The organism is Arthrobacter sp. zg-Y877 (assembly GCF_030373105.1).
Taxonomy (GTDB): Bacteria; Actinomycetota; Actinomycetes; order Actinomycetales; family Micrococcaceae; genus Arthrobacter_B.
The window spans coordinates 154,347-169,699 of record NZ_JAUCPU010000008.1; the positions used below are offsets into that span (position 1 = coordinate 154,347).

At 67.0% G+C, this 15,353-nt stretch carries 12 protein-coding genes and 1 tRNA gene; 4 read left to right on the forward strand and 9 right to left on the reverse strand.

Going from position 1 to position 15,353, the window contains the following annotated elements:
* Positions 1-91 precede the first annotated feature (91 nt).
* Positions 92-616: a SixA phosphatase family protein gene (locus QNO03_RS14405; RefSeq protein ID WP_289603832.1), complete on the forward strand. Its 525-nt coding sequence runs from the start codon at positions 92-94 to the stop codon at positions 614-616.
* On the opposite strand, the gene QNO03_RS14410 is transcribed toward QNO03_RS14405, so the two are convergent.
* Complete coding sequence (locus QNO03_RS14410; RefSeq protein WP_289603833.1) at positions 617-2,041, reverse strand: dihydrolipoyl dehydrogenase family protein; 1,425 nt, start codon at positions 2,039-2,041, stop codon at positions 617-619.
* Between the two features lie 147 nt (positions 2,042-2,188).
* Positions 2,189-2,264, reverse strand: a tRNA-Arg gene (locus QNO03_RS14415).
* Between the two features lie 314 nt (positions 2,265-2,578).
* Between QNO03_RS14415 and QNO03_RS14420 the strand changes: the two genes are divergently transcribed.
* On the forward strand, positions 2,579-4,465 hold the full coding sequence (locus QNO03_RS14420) for a phosphoenolpyruvate carboxykinase (GTP) (protein WP_289603834.1): 1,887 nt from the start codon (positions 2,579-2,581) through the stop codon (positions 4,463-4,465).
* Positions 4,466-4,550: 85 nt separating this feature from the next.
* Here the strand turns inward: QNO03_RS14420 and QNO03_RS14425 are convergent, their stop codons facing one another.
* Together QNO03_RS14425 and QNO03_RS14430 are read right to left on the reverse strand one after the other, a co-directional pair.
* On the reverse strand, positions 4,551-5,009 hold the full coding sequence (locus QNO03_RS14425) for a hypothetical protein (protein WP_229951054.1): 459 nt from the start codon (positions 5,007-5,009) through the stop codon (positions 4,551-4,553).
* A gap of 2 nt (positions 5,010-5,011) precedes the next feature.
* On the reverse strand, positions 5,012-6,418 hold the full coding sequence (locus tag QNO03_RS14430) for a phosphomannomutase/phosphoglucomutase (protein WP_289603835.1): 1,407 nt from the start codon (positions 6,416-6,418) through the stop codon (positions 5,012-5,014).
* Between the two features lie 110 nt (positions 6,419-6,528).
* On the opposite strand from QNO03_RS14430, the gene QNO03_RS14435 reads away from it, so the two are divergent.
* On the forward strand, positions 6,529-8,673 hold the full coding sequence (locus QNO03_RS14435; RefSeq protein ID WP_289603861.1) for a RecQ family ATP-dependent DNA helicase: 2,145 nt from the start codon (positions 6,529-6,531) through the stop codon (positions 8,671-8,673).
* Positions 8,674-8,763: 90 nt separating this feature from the next.
* Positions 8,764-9,747: a LysR family transcriptional regulator gene (locus QNO03_RS14440; protein WP_229951048.1), complete on the forward strand. Its 984-nt coding sequence runs from the start codon at positions 8,764-8,766 to the stop codon at positions 9,745-9,747.
* Here the strand turns inward: QNO03_RS14440 and QNO03_RS14445 are convergent.
* The 5 genes from QNO03_RS14445 to QNO03_RS14465 are packed head-to-tail and all read right to left on the reverse strand — an operon-like array spanning position 9,714 to position 15,341.
* Positions 9,714-10,913: a thiolase family protein gene (locus QNO03_RS14445; protein ID WP_289603836.1), complete on the reverse strand. Its 1,200-nt coding sequence runs from the start codon at positions 10,911-10,913 to the stop codon at positions 9,714-9,716. The two genes, QNO03_RS14440 and QNO03_RS14445, sit on opposite strands and share 34 nt — an antisense overlap.
* 45 nt (positions 10,914-10,958) lie before the next feature.
* Positions 10,959-12,179 (reverse strand): acyl-CoA dehydrogenase family protein, encoded by a 1,221-nt coding sequence (locus QNO03_RS14450; RefSeq protein ID WP_229951045.1) that lies wholly within the window; start codon positions 12,177-12,179, stop codon positions 10,959-10,961.
* A 41-nt stretch (positions 12,180-12,220) separates the two neighbouring features.
* Positions 12,221-13,621, reverse strand: a complete 1,401-nt coding sequence (locus QNO03_RS14455; RefSeq protein WP_289603837.1) for an MFS transporter — start codon at positions 13,619-13,621, stop codon at positions 12,221-12,223.
* On the reverse strand, positions 13,618-14,133 hold the full coding sequence (locus QNO03_RS14460; protein WP_229951039.1) for an acyl-CoA thioesterase: 516 nt from the start codon (positions 14,131-14,133) through the stop codon (positions 13,618-13,620). The genes QNO03_RS14455 and QNO03_RS14460 overlap by 4 nt, the downstream gene beginning before the upstream one ends.
* Complete coding sequence (locus QNO03_RS14465; RefSeq protein ID WP_229951036.1) at positions 14,130-15,341, reverse strand: CaiB/BaiF CoA transferase family protein; 1,212 nt, start codon at positions 15,339-15,341, stop codon at positions 14,130-14,132. Before QNO03_RS14465 ends, QNO03_RS14460 begins: the two co-directional genes overlap by 4 nt.
* Between the last annotated feature and the right edge of the window lie 12 nt (positions 15,342-15,353).

The window sequence follows — 15,353 nt, forward strand, 5'->3', positions numbered from 1 at the left end:
CCGGTCTTGAGGATCTCCTCCGGACCGGCACCGACCGCTCCTGCCCCTCCGGCGGCGGAGCGGGGGCCGCGTCCGCGGCTAAACTGAGCCAATGACCGGCCACCACCTCAAAACACTCCAGCTCCTGCGCCATGCCAAGGCGGACTGGCCGCGCGACGTTGCAGACCACGAGCGGCCGCTTTCCGGCCGCGGGCACCGGGATGCGCCGCTGGCCGGGGAATGGATGCGCGAGCACGGAACGATTCCCGACTTCATCCTGTGCTCCTCGGCCCTCCGCGCCCGGCAGACCTGCACCTGGGTCTGCAAGGAACTGGGGGACAAGGCACCCACGGCCAAGCTCGAAGACCGGCTGTACGCCGCCTCGCCCGAACAGATCCTCAGCCTCATCAACCACGTGCCGGACACGGTCACCAGCCTGCTCGTGATCGCCCATCTTCCGGGGGTCCAGGACCTGGCCATGCGCCTTGCCTCGGCCGACTCGGACGAAGCCGCCGTGATGGAGATGGCCACCCGGTATCCGACGTCGGGCCTCACCATCATGGAGCACGCACTGCCCTGGGCCGAACTGGACGGCCGCGACGCGAGGATCACCGACTTCGTGGTGCGCCGGGCCTAGCTACAGCCCGTATTTCTCCAGCAGCCGCAGCCATACTTCGCTGATCGTGGGGTAGGCGGGCACCGCATGCCAGAGCCGGTCCAGCGGGATCTCCCCGGTAACCGCAATGGTTGCCGCATGCAGCAGTTCGGAGACCCCGGGACCGGCAAAGGTCATCCCCACTAATGTGCGGCGGTCCTCGTCCACCACCATCTGCGCCCAGCCGCGGTAGTTGTCCGCATACAGCGAGGACCCGGCGACGGCGATCTCCAGGGACGTCTCGGAGGCGTTGATGCCGTCCGCCCGGGCCTGCTCGAGGGTCCGTCCCACCATGGCCAGCTCCGGATCGGTAAACACCACCTGCGGCACCGCGGAATGGTCTGCCGTTGCCGTATAGCGGCTCCATGCGGCTGGATCCGCGCTGAGGGGCTCCTGCCGTGCCCGTGCGGCAATCGCGTCCCCCGTGGCCCGTGCCTCGTACTTGCCCTGATGGGTGAGCAGGACCTTCCCGGCGGCGTCGCCGACGGCATAGAGCCAGCCGCCCGCGCCGGCCACGCGCCCCGTATCGTCGATGTCCAGCCGATGCGGATCCAGTCCCAGGCCCTCCAGTCCCAGTCCGTCCAGGGCGGGCCGGCGTCCGGTGGAGACCAGCAGCCGGTCCCCGGCCACCGTGCCGCCGCCGTCGAGGCTCACCTCCACGCCGCCGTCGTCGGACTTCCGCACCGACGAGGGGGAGGCGGACGTGCGCACGTCCACGCCGCTCTCCTTCAATCCTTCCTCCACCAGGGCGCGGGCGGGTTCCGGGAAGGACTTCAGGATGGAACCGCGGGCGAGCAGGGTGACTTTCGAGCCAAGCCGGGCATAGGCCTGGGACAGTTCGACGCCGGAGACTCCGCCGCCGATCACCACCAGCCGGCCGGGGATTTCGGTGGCGGACGTGGCGTCCCGGGTGCCCCAGTACTCCACGGTGTCCAGGCCGTCGATCGGGGGAGTGGATGGCGTGGAGCCGGTGGCGAGGACGACGGCGTGCCGCGCAGAAATGCGCACGCTCCGGCCGTCAGTGGTGGCCACTTCCACCTCGCGTTCACCGGTGAGCCGGGCCCGTCCGCGGACCAGTTCAATGCCGGCCCCTGCGACCCACTCGGCCTGGCCGGTGTCGTCCCAGTTTGAGGTAAACGACGTCCGCCGTTCCAGGACGGCGGAAGTGTCCAACCCGCCGGTGACGGCTTCGCGTGAACCCGCCAGCGACTGTGCCTCCTTCAGGACGGTGCCGGGCCGCAGCAGGGCCTTGGACGGCATGCAGGCCCAGTAGGAGCATTCACCGCCCACCAGGGCCGCTTCCACGAGGACGGCGGAGAGCCCGCCCCGGACCACACGGTCCGCGGCGTTCTCGCCCACGGCGCCCGCACCAATGACAACGACGTCGGTCTGCAGGGTCTCAGTCATGGACCCGAGCCTTGCACTTACCCCGGGGCGGGGCAACCGCAGCGCCCGTGGAGATCGCTTCCGCCGGCAGCGGCCGGCAGCGGAAAACCGGGTTAAACGAAAAACCCGGCCGGATCAGGATTTCTCCTGACCCAACCGGGTTTTCAGTGGTGCGCGCGAAGGGATTCGAACCCCCAACCTTCTGATCCGTAGTCAGATGCTCTATCCGTTGAGCTACGCACGCATAACAACTACTCTATCAAAACCGATTCTCACCGGTGTTTTTCAAGATGTTCTTCAAGTTGTTTCGTGGCTGTTTGGCCGTAGATAACTATAGCGGGCTTTTGGGGGCAGCGCCAATCGGGGTTGTGTCGCAAGGTAAACTAGACCGGTCTACGTGACCTTAGTCACATTGGCCCAACGGGCGGGCCCGGTTTCCCGTGGATTTGTGGGCGCGATCACGATTCCGACCCTAAAGGTGTGATCTTTCGAGCGAAAGTGATCCGGAGGCCGCAACTAGCATCAAAACACACCACTGACCCAACGAAGGGAAGAGTCATGGGCGATGACGCGCGTCAGCTAGTTCTCGACGAGAACGGCGACAAAGCTGCAAGCCAGCCGCAGCACAGCACCACCGGGGGGACAGCTGCCCCCACCACCCACCAGGCCCTCCTTGCATGGGTGAAAGACGTTGCCGAGCTGACGCAGCCTGAGCGCGTGTATTGGGTTGACGGGTCCGTAGAGGAAAACCGGATCCTCACCGATGAACTCGTGGATGCCGGCACCCTGGTGCGGCTCAACCCCGAAACCTTCCCGAATTCCTTCGCTGCCTTCTCCGACCCCAAGGACGTTGCCCGGGTCGAAGAGCAGACGTTCATCTGCTCGGAGAAACGCGAGGACGCCGGCTTCACCAACAACTGGATGGACCCGGGTGAGATGCGGTCCAAGCTCAACGGACTGTTCGCCGGGTCCATGCGTGGCCGCACCATGTACGTCGTCCCCTTCGTGATGGGCCACCTCGACGCAGAGGACCCGAAGTTCGGCGTCGAAATCACCGACAGCGCGTATGTGGTTGCCTCCATGCGGATCATGGCCAACATCGGTACCGATGTACTGCGCAAGATGGAGGAACTGGACGCCTTCTTCGTTCCCGCCCTTCACTCCGTGGGCTACCCGTTGGCCGACGGCGCAGACGATGTGCCCTGGCCCTGCAGCGATGACAAGTGGATCGTGCACTTCCCCGAGGACCGGTCCATCTGGTCCTACGGCTCCGGCTACGGCGGCAACGCCCTGCTGGGCAAGAAATGCTATGCCCTCCGCATCGCGTCCATCATGGCCCGGGACGAGGGCTGGCTGGCCGAGCACATGCTCATCCTCAAGCTCACCAGCCCGGAGCGGAAGGACTACTACGTCGCCGCTGCGTTCCCGTCCGCCTGCGGCAAGACCAACCTCGCCCTCCTCGATCCGACCATCGAGGGCTGGAAGGTCGAAACCCTGGGCGACGACATCACATGGATGCGGTTCGGCAAGGAAGGCGAACTGCGCGCGGTAAACCCGGAGGCGGGGCTCTTCGGTGTCGCCCCCGGCACCGGCTGGAGCACCAACCCCAACGCCATGCGCGCCATCGCCAAGGGCAACTCCATCTTCACCAATGTGGCGCTCACCGAAGACGGCGGCGTCTGGTGGGAAGGCATGACGGACGACGCCCCGGCGCAGCTCACGGACTGGCTCGGCCAGGAATGGACCCCCGACGCCGGCCGCCCGGCCGCGCATCCGAATTCGCGCTTCTGCACCCCGATCGACCAGATCGACATGCTGGCCGACGAGTACCACTCCCCGAACGGCGTCCCCGTCTCCGCCATCCTGTTCGGCGGCCGGCGCAAGACCACCGTTCCCCTGGTGACCGAGGCCCGTGACTGGGCCAGCGGCATCTTCATGGGCTCCACCCTGTCCTCTGAGACCACCGCCGCCGCCGCGGGCCAGGTAGGCGTGGTCCGGCGCGATCCGATGGCCATGCTGCCGTTCATCGGGTACGACGCCGGCGACTACCTGCGGCACTGGATCGAACTCAGCGGCAAGGCCAACCAGGACCTGCTGCCGAAGATCTTCCTGGTGAACTGGTTCCGCCGCACCGCCGACGGCGGATTCGCCTGGCCGGGCTTCGGCGACAACGCCCGGGTGCTCAAATGGGTCATCGAACGGCTGGAAGGCACGGCCGGCGCGGTGGAAACCCCCATCGGCTTCGTCCCCACGGGTGAGTCCATCGACCTGACCGGCCTGGACATGACTCCCGAGGACGTGGAGCAGGCGGTCCGGGTGGATCCGCAGGAATGGGCCACGGAGCTGGACGGTATCGACGAGTGGTACGCCCGCTTCGGCTCCACCCTGCCGCAGGAACTTAAGGACCGGCTGGCGGAACTGAAGGAACGCTTCGCGACGGTCTAGCCGCTGACAGCACAAAAGGGGAGCCCCACCGGTACACCGGTGGGGCTCCCCTTATTTGTGGACTAACTGGCGGGCTAAGGCGCCGTTACGCCTCGGCGTCGTCGGCCCAGACAATGGGCTCTCCGCCCTCCCAGATGGGCTCGTTGAACGTCCATTCGCCGTCCTGTTCCGAGTAGGTCTGGATTGCGGAAATGCAGACCCCGTCGGAGTGTTCGGTGACAACGTGGATGGCGTCGGTGTCTTCCTCCGGCAGGTGGATGTCGGAGAACACGGCGACCGCTCGGTTCTCGCCCTTCTGCTCAGTCAGCACCGTGTACAGGTCCTCGATCATCGCATCTGCGTCGAGGTCCTCGTCGCTGTCCTCGGGAGAGACTGCGATCATCCGCAGCTCGCCGTCGTTCTGCACCACCAGGGCGGCAGGCAGGAAAGCGCCCTGCGCTTCAAGCTGCTCCTGGGTGACGCCAAGGGCGGTCCCAAGCAGGGAATTCAGGTCCTCCTGGACCTGGGCGGACGGCTCGGATCCGTTCAGTTCTACATCAGCCATTGTTATTTCCTTACCAGAGTCAGTACGTGGTCGCGGATGCGCTCCATGGTGGGCAGGTCCTCCGCCTCGGCGTTCAGCCGCAGGAAGGGTTCGGTGTTGGAGGCGCGGAGGTTGAACCACCACGTGCCGTCGTCGGACGTGAACGTCACGCCGTCGAGTGCGTCGACGGTGACGCCCTCGCGCTCGAACTCGGCGCGGACGCGTGCGACGGCGGCCGGGACGTCCTCCACCCGGGAGTTCACCTCGCCGGAGGAGAAATACGGCTCATACTCGCGGGCCAGGTCCGAGAGGGCGCGGGTCTGCTCACCCAGCGCGGCGAGCACGTGCATGGCGGCAAGCATGCCGGTGTCCGCGTTGTAGAAGTCGCGGAAGTAGTAGTGCGCGGAGTGCTCGCCGCCGAAGACGGCTCCTTCGCTGGCCATCACGGCCTTGATGAAGGAATGGCCCACGCGGGTACGGACCGCGCGGCCGCCGTCGTGCGCCACCAGTTCGGGTACGGCGCGGGAGGTGATCAGGTTGTGGATGATCACGGGAGTCTCTTCGCCGGCCGCCTTGGCGCGGGCAATCTCGCGGCGGGCCACCAGTGCGGTGACGGCGGAGGGGCTGACCGGTTCGCCCTTTTCGTCGATGACGAAGCAGCGGTCGGCGTCACCGTCGAAGGCCAGGCCGATGTCCGCGCCGTGCTCGACGACGGCGGCCTGCAGGTCGCGCAGGTTTTCCGGCTCCAGGGGGTTGGCCGGGTGGTTCGGGAAGGACCCGTCCAGTTCGAAGTAGAGCGGAACAATGTCCAGCGGCAGCTCGGGCAGGATGGTGTTGCCCAGCACTGCGGGGGTGGTCATGCCGGCCATGCCGTTGCCGGCGTCCACCACTACCTTCAGCGGGCGGATTCCGGACAGGTCCACCAGGCTGCGCAGGTAGCCGGAATAGTCGGCCAGGACGTCCCGGACCGAGATCGAGCCCGGAGCCGCCGCAGCGGGGATGACGCCGTCGTTCAGGTACTGCTCGGCGAGCGCCTGGATTTCCTTCAGCCCGGTCTCGGAGGAAATAGGGACCGCGCCGGCCTTGGCCATCTTGATCCCGTTGTACTGGGCCGGGTTGTGGCTTGCGGTAAACGTCACGCCGGCGGCATTGAGCACACCACACGCGTAGTAGAGCTCGTCCGTGGAGATCAGGTCCAGCAGCAGGACGTCGGCGCCCCGGGCAGTGGCGCCACGGGCGAAGTCGCGGATGAACTCGGGGGAGGACGGCCGCATGTCACCGCCCACCAGGACAGTCTGGCCGGACAGCCCCTGAACGTCTACAAACGCGGCACCTACGGCCTCGACGATCTGTGGAGTGATGGTCTCGCCTACGACGCCGCGGACATCGTAGGCCTTAAAGGACGCGGAGAGGTCGAATACATTGTTCACGTGGGCCAGTCTATAGGGGCATCTGCCCTGGCCGCCTTGTCCACAGCGTTAATCGGGTGCGGGTGGCATCCCGGCAGGCTGGGATAGTGGATGGTATGGAAAGCACCGATATGCAAGGCACCCCTTCCGGCGACGCTCCTACCGTGCAGGAATCCCCGCTGCACGCCGAGGCGGTTCAGCTGCTGCGGGCGCTGGTCGGCAACGACACCGCCGAGTTCCACCAGGACCAGTTCGAAGCCATCGAAGCTCTGGTTTCCGGCGGACGCCGGGCACTGGTGGTCCAGCGCACCGGGTGGGGCAAGTCCGCCGTGTACTTCGTGGCCAGCCTGCTGCTGCGTGCCCGCGGTGCCGGTCCCACACTGATTGTCTCCCCACTGCTGGCCCTGATGCGGGACCAGGTGGCCGCCGCGGCACGGGCCGGGGTCCGGGCCGAAGCCATCAACTCCGCGAACCAGCTGGAGTGGCAGGACATCTCCGCCAAACTCGAGGCCGACCAGGTGGACGTCCTGCTGGTGTCTCCCGAACGGTTGAACAACCCCGGTTTCCGTGAACAGCACCTGCCGGAGCTGATCCGCCGCTCCGGGCTGCTGGTGATCGATGAAGCGCACTGCATCTCCGACTGGGGCCACGATTTCCGGCCGGACTACCGCCGCATCCGCAGCCTCATCGAGCAGCTGCCCTCCTCCGTGCCGGTGCTGGCGACCACGGCAACGGCGAACAGCCGTGTGGTGAAGGACATTGAGGAACAGCTCGCCGCCGGCGGGGAAGATGTCTTCACCATCCGCGGTCCGCTGGCCCGCAAGTCCCTGCGGCTGGGGGTGCTGCGGCTGCCCAGTCCCAAGGCGCGCCTGGCCTGGCTGCTGACACACCTGGACGAGCTGCCGGGCAGCGGCATCATCTACACCCTGACGGTGTCCGGCGCCGAAGACACCGCCCGGCTGCTGCAGCAGGCCGGGCACCCCGTCCTGGCGTACACCGGCCGCACCGATCCCGCCGACCGGGAAGAGGCCGAAGCCGCCCTGAAGGAGAACCGGGTCAAGGCCCTGGTGGCCACCAGCGCACTGGGGATGGGCTTCGACAAGCCAGACCTGGGCTTCGTGATCCACCTGGGTGCACCCTCCTCCCCGGTGGCGTACTACCAGCAGGTGGGACGTGCCGGCCGCGGCACTCCGAACGCCGATGTGCTGCTGCTGCCCGGGGCCGAGGACCGCGATATCTGGCAGTACTTCGCCACCTCCTCCATGCCGTCCGAAGGTCCGGCCACAGCCGTGCTCTCCGAGCTGGCTTCCGGGGAAGTGCTCTCCGTCGGTGTGCTGGAAACCCGGGTCAACCTGAAGCGCTCGCCGCTGGAACTGCTGCTGAAGGTCCTGTCCGTGGACGGCGCCGTGGAAAAGGTGTCCGGCGGCTGGCGGGGCACGGGACAGCCATGGCATTACGACCGGGAACGGTACGAACGCATTGCCGCTGCGCGGGTGAAGGAACAGCAGGCCATGCTCGACTACGAGAGCACCTCCGGCTGCCGCATGCAGTTCCTGTCCCAGCAGCTCGACGATCCGGCAGCCGCCCCCTGCGGCCGCTGCGACAACTGCGCCGGGCGCTGGTTCGGCGACGACGTTGCGGCCGAAGCCTCCGACAACGCGGCCCGGGCGCTGGACAAAGTGGGTGTGGAGGTGGATCCACGCGGGATGTACCCCTCGGGCATGGACCGGCTGGGTGTCCAGTCCAAGGGCAAGATCAAGCCGGACCGGGTGGTGTCCGGCGGACGTGCGCTGGCCCGTCTGACGGACCTGGGCTGGGGCGGCCGCCTGCGTGAGATCTTCGCGCCGGGTGCCGAAGATGTTCCGGTGGATCCCGCACTGCTTCAGGGCTGCGTGCAGGTCCTGGCCCAGTGGGGCTGGGCCGAACGCCCGGTCGCCATTGTCTCCATTCCCTCACGGTCCCGGCCCCAGCTGGTGGATTCGCTGGCCCGCGGCCTCTCGGAACTGGGCCGGATTCCCTATCTGGGGGCGCTGCAGCTGCCGCACGGCGGACCCACCGGTGGTCCCGGCGGCAACAGCGCCTTCCGGCTGGCCGCCGTGTGGGACCAATTTGCCGTTCCCCCCGAAGGTGCGGCCTGGTTCGCCGCGAACCCGGGCCCGGTGCTGCTGGTGGATGACTTTGCCGACAGCCGCTGGACCCTCACCGAAGCCGGGCGGGTACTGCGGGAAGCCGGGGCCGACGCGGTGCTGCCGTTTGTGCTCGCACTGAAGGCCTAGCGCAGGATTCCCGTACCCTGAGGAACTCATTGGGGAATTCACGCGGTCACAAAACCTCCAACGCCAATACGCGGGTAATAGGATGTGGGGATGGAGGTACATAAGGCGGCGGCTTTCCTGGCAGTGGCCGAGGAACTGCACTTTGGGCAGGCCGCCCAGCGCCTGCATATGGCGCAGCCGCCACTTAGTCGTCTGATCCGTCAATTGGAGGCGGAACTGGGAGCGGATTTATTTATCCGCACTACCAGGCACGTCACCCTGACCCCGCAGGGGCAGGCGCTGCTTGAACCTGCGCGGGAACTTGTTCGCCTCGCAGACCAGATGAAGGACGTTGTCCTGAAATCTAAAAACGGGGAAATTGGACGTGTCCGGCTCGGTTTTGCCGGCGCATCCGTGAACCACGCGGTGGGTGAATTGGCCCGCAGGATACGCCGTCAGCGGCCCGGGATTTCCCTCGAGCTCTTCAGCTCGCAGTTTTCCCATCTGGGCCTGCAGAAAGTGCTCGATACCTCCCTCGACCTGGTCATTGGCCGTTGGGATTTCCTCCCTGCCGAAATCAACTCGCGGCTGCTGGCCTACGAGGAGCTGCTGATTGCCCTTCCGGAAAGCCATCGGCTGGCAGGCCAGGAGGACGTCGCGGCCGCGGAGCTGGCAGATGAACCCTGGCTGGTCCTTCCCGGCGGCGCCGGGGCTACCCTGCCGAACCGCCTCAACACGCTGGCCATGACCGCGGGTTTTGTACCCCGGATCGTGCAGGTTGCCCCAGATTCATGGACCCAGGTGGTCCTCGTCGGTGCCGAAATGGGGGTGGCCCTCACACTGTCGAGCGTCCGCGAATACGTTCCCTCGCGGGGCGTGGTCTACAAGCCGCTGCGGCAGGAGCAGAAGCATGTGGAAGTCAGGTTGATCTGGCGGCGTGGAGACCCCAACCCGGCCCTTCGAGCCGTGATCGAGATGTCGAGGAGCGTGTTCCCGAACCCCGAGGAACCCGAGGAGCAGGCAGTACCGGCCCCGGCTGATCCGCCGGGGCCGGTACCAGGTCAGGGACGCTCAAGTAGCAGCGCCGTCCCCTGACCCACCCCCACACACATGGTTGCCAGCCCCTTCTCGGCTCCTTCGCGCTCCATGCGTCCGAGCAGTGTCACCACCAGACGGGACCCGGAGGAACCCAGCGCGTGACCCAGGGCGATGGCTCCGCCGTCGCTGTTGACCACCGCAGGGTCCAGCCCCAGCTGGCGAATGCAGGCGACGGACTGGCTGGCGAAGGCCTCATTGAGTTCCACCGCGCCCAGATCCTCCACCTTCCAGCCGGCACGTTCGAGCACCTTCCGGGTGGCCGGGACCGGGCCGATTCCCATAACCTCGGGCCGCACACCGACTGAGGCGCCCTGGACGATACGGGCCCGGGTCCGCAGCCCGTATTTGCGGGCCGCCCGTTCCGACACCACAAGGATCGCGGACGCGCCGTCGTTGAGGCTGGACGAGTTGCCCGCCGTCACCACCGAACCGCCGTCCACCACCGGACGCAGCCTGGCAAGCACCTCCGTGGTGGTGCCGGCGCGCGGACCCTCATCCGTGTCTACGAGGCGGGTGCTGCCCTTCGGACCCGGCACCGTCACAGGAACGATCTCGTCCCGGAACCGGCCCGCCTCGATGGCGGCCAGCGCCCGTTCATGGGAGCTGACGGCAAACGCATCAGTCTCATCCCGGGTCACCCCTTCGACCTCGGCGACCTCCTCAGCGGTCTCCGGCATCGAATACGTCAGCTTGTCCCGTTCCAGGAACCGGGGATTGGTGAAACGCCAGCCGATGGAGGTGTCGAACATCGCTCCGGGCTTGGCGAACGCCGTCGTCGGCTTCTCCATCACCCAGGGTGCGCGGGACATGGACTCGACACCGCCGGCCACCACAACGTCCGCGTCACCGCAGCGAACCATCTGCGAGGCAAGGATGATTGCGGACAGCCCGGAGGCACAGAGCCGGTTCACCGTGATTCCGGGGACGGTATCCGGGAACCCTGCCAGCAGCCAGGACATGCGTGCAACGTTGCGGTTGTCCTCACCGGCGCCGTTGACGTTGCCCATGATGACCTCGTCCACGTCATTCGGGTCGATTCCCGCGTCCTCGACCGCCCGCTGGATGACCAGGGCGGCCAGATCATCGGGGCGGACGCCGGCCAGGGAACCCCCGTAGCGGCCCACCGGGGTGCGGACGCCGCCGGCCAGATATGCTTCCTGCATTTTCGTTTCCAATCCTTAGGTTTGCGTGATGCGTTGGCGTCGGAATCAGTTGAAGGCGGAAATGCCGGTGATGTCCCGGCCAACCAGGAGCGACTGGACGAAGTCGGTGCCCTCGTAGGTGGAGACGACTTCCATGTCCGTCATGTGGCGGGCCACATGATGCTCCAGGAGCAGGCCGTTGCCGGCGAGCAGGTCCCGGGCCTCATTGCAGATCCACTTGCCCTTCTGGGCGGTGGCCATCTTCACCATCGAGGCCTGCGCACTCGTGAGCTGCCCGCGGTCCGCCAGCTCCGCCATGCGGTTGCAGAGCAGCTGCATGGTGGTGAGTTCGCTGAGCATGTTGGCGAGCCGGTTCTGGATTAGCTGATAGCTGCCGATCGGGTTGCCGAACTGCACCCGGCTCGCGGCGTAGTCCCGGGCGATCTCGAAGGCGGCCATGGCGTGCCCAACGGCTTCCCACGACGCGCCGCCGCGGGTGGCCTTGAGTACGCGGGAGACTCCCTTGAAGGATTCGCACCGCTCGAGCCGGTTCTCCGCAGGGATCCGAAGGTCCTCGATCACGATGTCGGCCTGCTGGATAGCCCGCTTTCCAACCTTGCCGGTGATCACCTCGGGCCGGTAGCCCGCGGGGTGGCCGCCGTCCTCGTCCTTCTCCACCACGAAGGCGTTGACCTGCCCGTCTTCGGTGTTGCGGGCGAAGAGCACAACGACGTCGGCGGCGTGGCCGTTGCCGATCCACCGCTTGTGTCCGTTCAGGACCCAGGTGTCGCCGTCACGGCGGGCCGAGGTTTCCAGGGCCACCGAATCCGAACCATGGTCAGGTTCTGTCAGGGCGAAGGCGCCGGTTTTCTCGAGCCGGGCCATGGCGGGTAGCCAGCGGGCCTTCTGCTCGTCGCTGCCGAGCACATTGATCGCCCCCATGCACAGGTTCCCATGGACCCCGAGGAAGGTATTGATGCTGCCGTCCACACGGGACATTTCCCGTGCAACCATGCCGGCGGCCTTCCGGCTCATGCCAGGGCAGCCATACCCCTCGATCGTGGTACCGATGATGCCCAGCTCCGCGAGCCCCGGCAGCAGTTCCCAAGGGAACTCGGCACGCTCCCAGTAGTCGTTGATCAGCGGTTTGACCTGCTCCTGGGCGAAGGCCCGCACCTTGTCCCGGATGGCCAGTTCATCAGGTGTTAGGTCCTGGTCCAGCAGGAAGTAGTCGGATGTTGCTGCACCGCGGGATACGGCAGGCGCGGCAGCGGAGAGGGAAGTCATGAAAGGGGTCCTTTCGTTAGGTTCAACAGAAACAGGGAAGGTCAGGGGCGGCCGGGCGCGGGCGGGGCGGTGATCCGCAGCGTGGACAGGAATCCCACGGCCGCCACGCACAGGGCAGGAAAGATGAGCAGGGGCAGGTCAGCGGCGTAGGCGAGCGAAACCAGCGAGTAGCCTGCGGCCATGGCCAGGAAGCGGATCATATTATGGATTCCCACAGCTGTTCCGGATCCTCCGGCGGGGGAGGAAACCAGTTCCGTCGCTGCCGCGCTCTGAGTAAACGCGATGCCGGCGCCGGCGAGGATCAGGCCGGTCAGAACCAGTGGGACGGTCCACTGCCCGCCGGGAACCTGCTTCTCCAGCAGCATCGCCGCAGTGAGGATGACGGCCGCCGCGGTCAGCAACCCCGTTCCGCGGACCAGCTGGCCGCTGGTGCCAACCCGTGCGCCAAGCCGCGCTGCGAGGGGTCCGGCCACGATCATCGTCAGCGCCAGAGGCAGGACCAGCACCCCGATTTCCCCCGGTTCCAGGCCTAGGTCCGAGGCGAGGAACAGGGGAACCGCGACGATGAAGACGGCCAGCGACGCCATGGACAGGCCGGCTCCGGCCGCAGCCAGGGCGTAGCTGCGCCCACGCAGGATGGCGGGATCCAGCAGCGGCCGCAACGCCCCCGGCAGGTCCACCAGACGCAGGCGGCGGCGGGTCAGGCGGGTAAACAGCGTCCAGCAGGCAACGGCGCCGAGTCCGAGCAGCACGGCTCCCAGCCAGAACGCGCCCTGTCCTGCCATGACTGTTGCGGTGGCTGCAGCGCCGCCGCCCGTCACCAGCCAGAACAACGCCGAGGCGTGCACCGGAGGACGCTGCCGCCGGACCGCGGGCACCGAGAGGGTGAGCAGTACCATCATGACCAGCACCGCGGCAGCGTGCAGGATGAAGACGTAGCGCCAGCCGGACGCCTGGGTGACGAACCCACCGAAGGGCGGTCCGATGGCCTGGCCCAGTCCGATCGCAGATGCCCAAGCGCCCATGATCGCCCCGCGCCGGTCCGGCCACAGATGTACAAGGACTGCCTGGACCGCGGGAGGAATGGCGCTGCAGGCTCCTCCCTGCAGGATCCGGGCGCCGATCAGCAGCTCGGTTCCGGTTGCCAGGGACGCCAGCACGTCTGCACTGACCAGCACCCCCAACGCCGTGACCAGCAGCCTGCGGGGGCCGAAGCGGTCGCACAGCCAGCCCGCGAGGGGCACCATCGTGGCCATGGCGACCGTGAAGGCACTGACTGTCAGGACTGCTTCCGGTGCAGTCATGCCCAGCTCGTTCTGGATGCGGTACAGCGGGGCGTTGATCATGTTTGCCGAGAGCGTGCCCAGAGCCGTAGTGGCCAGGAGTGCCGGATAAGCGATGCGTCGTCGCCCCTCCTCCGGCACCCAGTGTGGCCTGCTCATGCACGGCTGGCCCCGGCGTCGGCCGCTACTGCGGAAGCACCGCCGTCGGTTCCCTCCGCGCCGTCTACTTCGTCGGGAACATTCCCGTCTCCTCCGCCGGACGCGGACGTCCGTGCGCGGAGCCCGTCCAAGGCCACGCGGAGGTGTTCAGGCAGCGGCCGCGGGCGTCCGGTCTGCGCATCCATCTGGACGAGTACGGTGCGGGCCCGGGCAGCTGCCTGGCCGTGTTGGAGCAGGTCGCAGTCCAGGGTGTAGGAAGAGCGGCCGACGGCACCCACTGTCACCTGTGCGGTCAGCTGGGGGCCGTGGTTTATGGGCCGCAAATAGTCCAGGTGCAGTGAGACCACCACGCGGGGCTGGGCCGGGTCGGGAATGCCCTCTGTTCCAAGCCAGTGTCCGAGTGCCGCGAGGCGCGCCTCCTCAATGAGGGTGACTATCCGGGCGTTGTTCACATGGCGGTTGATGTCCTGGTCCGACCAGCGCACGGCTATGTCGGTGGTGAAGGGGTTCATGATGCCTTGGGGACGGCGGTCCGGCCGTCGGCGAGCCAGGCCAGGACCCGGTCCCGATCGCCGTCGAGAACGGGCGGGGCCTGTCCGTAGTCCACCGGCGTCCTGCTGAAGTCCACTGGATGCCGGACAGTGGGAATCCTGCGATCCCCGGACCCCGCGACAGCAACCGGGCGCAGGCCAAGATCCTCGGCCAGCCGGACTCCCTCGTCCACGTTCAGGATCGGGGCGCACGGAACCTTTACGGCCTTGAGCCGCTCAAACCAGTCCTCCGCGTCGCGGGTGCGCAGCTGCTCGATCAGAAGTTTCCGCAGGTCGATGCGGTTGGCGTTTCGGGCTGCGGGGGTGCTGAAACGGCCGTCCGCAGCGAGTTCCGGCACGCCGAGGCAGGCGCAGAGCCGGCCGAACTGGCCGTTGTTGCCCACCGCGATGACGATGTCCTTGTTGCGCGCGGGAAACGGTTCATACGGATAGAGGCTGGGGTGCTCGTTGCCCATGCGGGTGGGCACCGTGCCGCCGGCAACGAATGCCGCCGTCTGGTTGACTAGCCCCGACAGTGCGGAGGACAGCAGGTTCAGCTCGACGTGCTGTCCGAGGCCGGATTCCTGGCGCTCATGGAACGCTCCCAGCACCCCGATGGCCGCATGCAACCCCGTGATCACGTCAAACAACGCGACGCCGGCGCGATACGGTTCGCCATCCTGGCTCCCTGTCAGGCTCATCATCCCGGACAGGGCCTGCGCCAGCAGATCATAGCCGGGCAGCTCGGCGCCGCCGGCGGTGCCGAAGCCGGTGATGGATGCATATACAAGGTCCGGGCGCCACGCGCTGACCGATTCATAGTCGAGCCGGTAGCGGGCCAGCCCACCGGGCTTGAAGTTCTCTACCAGGATGTCGGCCCGGGCAATGATTGCCTCGGCAATGTCCCGTTGGCCAGGATCGGTGAAGTCCAGCGCAATGGAGTGTTTGTTGCGGTTGACCGAGAGGAAGAACGTGCTTTCGCCGTCCCGCTGGGGCGGGGTCCAGGCACGTGCGTCGTCTCCCTCCGAGCTCTCGACCTTGATTACGGTAGCGCCCATATCTGCCAGCAGCATGGTGCAGTAGGGACCGGCCAGGACCCGGGTGAAATCCGCCACCACCACGCCGGAGAGCGGCCCCGTGCCGCGTCGGCCAAAGATGGCATGCAGGTCTTCTGCCGCGGAGCTGGGCATGTCAGGTTCCTT

What these genes read in the sequence shown, in the direction of transcription:
- QNO03_RS14445 (WP_289603836.1), bottom strand. Translation starts at nt 10,913, where the DNA reads ATGCAGGAAGCATATCTGGCCGGCGGCGTCCGCACCCCGGTGGGCCGC.
- QNO03_RS14425 (WP_229951054.1), bottom strand. Translation starts at nt 5,009, where the DNA reads ATGGCTGATGTAGAACTGAACGGATCCGAGCCGTCCGCCCAGGTCCAG.
- QNO03_RS14465 (WP_229951036.1), bottom strand. Translation starts at nt 15,341, where the DNA reads ATGCCCAGCTCCGCGGCAGAAGACCTGCATGCCATCTTTGGCCGACGC.
- QNO03_RS14435 (WP_289603861.1), top strand. Translation starts at nt 6,529, where the DNA reads ATGCAAGGCACCCCTTCCGGCGACGCTCCTACCGTGCAGGAATCCCCG.
- QNO03_RS14455 (WP_289603837.1), bottom strand. Translation starts at nt 13,621, where the DNA reads ATGAGCAGGCCACACTGGGTGCCGGAGGAGGGGCGACGACGCATCGCT.
- QNO03_RS14460 (WP_229951039.1), bottom strand. Translation starts at nt 14,133, where the DNA reads ATGAACCCCTTCACCACCGACATAGCCGTGCGCTGGTCGGACCAGGAC.
- QNO03_RS14450 (WP_229951045.1), bottom strand. Translation starts at nt 12,179, where the DNA reads ATGACTTCCCTCTCCGCTGCCGCGCCTGCCGTATCCCGCGGTGCAGCA.
- QNO03_RS14420 (WP_289603834.1), top strand. Translation starts at nt 2,579, where the DNA reads ATGGGCGATGACGCGCGTCAGCTAGTTCTCGACGAGAACGGCGACAAA.
- QNO03_RS14405 (WP_289603832.1), top strand. Translation starts at nt 92, where the DNA reads ATGACCGGCCACCACCTCAAAACACTCCAGCTCCTGCGCCATGCCAAG.
- QNO03_RS14410 (WP_289603833.1), bottom strand. Translation starts at nt 2,041, where the DNA reads ATGACTGAGACCCTGCAGACCGACGTCGTTGTCATTGGTGCGGGCGCC.
- QNO03_RS14440 (WP_229951048.1), top strand. Translation starts at nt 8,764, where the DNA reads ATGGAGGTACATAAGGCGGCGGCTTTCCTGGCAGTGGCCGAGGAACTG.